Annotated in this window: 4 protein-coding genes; 3 read left to right on the top strand and 1 reads right to left on the bottom strand. The window is 73.7% G+C overall.

The features are described from left to right. A partial coding sequence (locus AC1DY2_RS19200) for a hypothetical protein (RefSeq protein ID WP_476763862.1) occupies nucleotides 1–218 on the top strand: 218 nt, incomplete at its 5' end. Between the two features lie 32 nt (nucleotides 219–250). Further along, nucleotides 251–808, top strand: coding sequence for a tetratricopeptide repeat protein (locus tag AC1DY2_RS19195; protein ID WP_476763861.1), 558 nt, complete (start codon nucleotides 251–253; stop codon nucleotides 806–808). 59 nt (nucleotides 809–867) lie between these two features. Here the strand turns inward: AC1DY2_RS19195 and AC1DY2_RS19190 are convergent, their stop codons facing one another. Then, on the bottom strand, nucleotides 868–1,419 hold the full coding sequence (locus AC1DY2_RS19190) for an adenine phosphoribosyltransferase (protein WP_476763860.1): 552 nt from the start codon (nucleotides 1,417–1,419) through the stop codon (nucleotides 868–870). A 95-nt stretch (nucleotides 1,420–1,514) separates the two neighbouring features. Between AC1DY2_RS19190 and AC1DY2_RS19185 the strand changes: the two genes are divergently transcribed. After that, nucleotides 1,515–1,938: DUF3817 domain-containing protein (locus tag AC1DY2_RS19185; protein WP_476763859.1), on the top strand; the 424-nt coding region annotated here is incomplete at its 3' end.

Below are 1,938 nucleotides of genomic sequence, written 5' to 3'. Positions count from 1 at the left end.
GCGCGGTGCTGCTCGCCCTGCTGTGCTTCGCGAGCGGGTTCGTCGCCGGGACCGCGGCGGCGCTCTTCGACGGGTTCGGCGGCGGCCCCGGCCGCGGCATGGTGCAGGACGGGCGGGGCTTCCCCGACGACGGCTTTCGGCCGGGCGACGGTTCGCGGGGCGACGGGGGATTCCCGCTCATGCCCGGCGACGGCGACTCCGGCTCGCAGCAGGGCTGACTCCGGGCCGCGCAGCGCGGCAGGATGGGACGATGACCGACGCGCATCGACCCGAACCACTGACCCCCGAGCTCGAGGCGACCATCGCCGAGATCTTCGCGGCTCGCGATCGCGAGCACATGCAGCCGACGATCGACGCGTTCCTCGCCCTGCTGGCCGAGCATCCCGACCAGCCCGAGGTGCTCTACGAAGTCGGCGGCGCCTACGACACCGCGGGCGAGGAGGAGACCGCCGCCGGCTACTACGAGTCCGCGCTCGCCGCCGGGCTCGGCGGGGACACGCTGCGCAAGTGCCTACTGCAGTACGGCAGCACGCTTCGCCTGCTGGGCCGGCTCGACGAATCCGTCGCGGTGCTCGACCGAGCCCTCGCCGGCTGGCCGGAGTCGCCGTCGGTGCGGGCGTTCCACGCGCTCGGCCTCCATGCAGCCGGTCGGAGCGACGGCGCCGTCGGCGAGCTGCTCGCGCTGGTGGCGGACGCGGTGCGCACCGCCGACGTGGTGCGCTACGAAGCGGCGCTGCGGGGGAACGCGGCCTACCTCACGGGCCTCGACGCCGAGTGGCGGATGACCGCGGGCTCGAGCCGCGACTGACGGGGGGGTCGGATGGCGCGGCAGGCCCCTGCCCGCTGCGGGCCGCCCGCGGCATCCGCTCAGTACTGCAGCAGCGAGAAGACCTCGTAGCGGTCGCCGAGCGCCTCGCGGCCGCCGAGCCCCTCGAGCTCGAGGGCGACCGCGATGCCCGCGACCTGCCAGCCGGCACGTTCCACGAGGCGTGCCGCGGCACCGACCGTGCCGCCCGTCGCGAGCACGTCGTCGACGATGAGCACCCTCGCGCCGGGCGGGAGCTCCCCCTCGTGCACCTCGAGCGCGGCGGTGCCGTACTCGAGGGAGTACTCCTCGCGCAGGACCGCGCGCGGGAGCTTGYCGGCCTTGCGGACGGTCAGCACGCCGGCGCCGCAGATGGCCGACGCGGCACCGGCGATGAGGAACCCGCGCGCCTCCACCCCGCCGATGTCTTCGAACCGGCCGGCGAAGGGCTCGGTGAGGCTGGTGCCGAGCGCGTGCAGCGCCGGGCCGCTGGCGAAGACGGGCGTGAGGTCGCGGAACGTGACGCCCGGCTCGGGGAAGTMGGGGATCGATCGGATGAGGCTCGAGACGAGCTCGCGGGCGGATGGCTCGGTGGGCTCGGTCGGCTCGGTCACCCGCAACAGGCTACCCGCGTTCATCCGTTCGTTCGATGCGTCCCCGCTGCTGCGACTGCGAGCATGGAAGCATCCCGACCCTTGGAGCCTCCCCCGTGTCACCGAAACGCCTCTTCCGCACGCTCGCCTTCGCCGAGGCGGTGACCTGGACGATCCTCATCGTCGCCATGATCCTGAAGTACGCGGGCGGCATCGAGGCGGCCGTGCTCGTCGGCGGGTCGATCCACGGGTTCGTGTTCCTGGCCTACGCGTTCCAGGCGGTGCTCGTCGGCGTGAACCAGCGCTGGAGCATCGGGCTCATCGCGTTGGCCGTGGTCACCGCGATCGTGCCGTACGCCACCGTCCCGTTCGAGATGTGGCTCATGCGGCACGGACGCCTCGACGGCGACTGGCGCCGCGAGTCGAGCGAGCACCCGGCCGACGGCAGCTGGGTGAACCGGATGCTGCGCTGGTTCCTCGCGCGACCGGTGCTGCTCACCGGGCTCGCCGTCGTCGGCGTGGCCGCGGTGTTCGCGGCCC

Source organism: Agromyces sp. P1_H4, from assembly GCF_056405255.1.
This window is presented reverse-complemented; position numbering and strand designations above follow the sequence as displayed.

Coding starts and splice junctions, on each gene's coding strand:
- AC1DY2_RS19195 (WP_476763861.1), top strand. CDS start 251: ATGACCGACGCGCATCGACCCGAACCACTGACCCCCGAGCTCGAGGCG.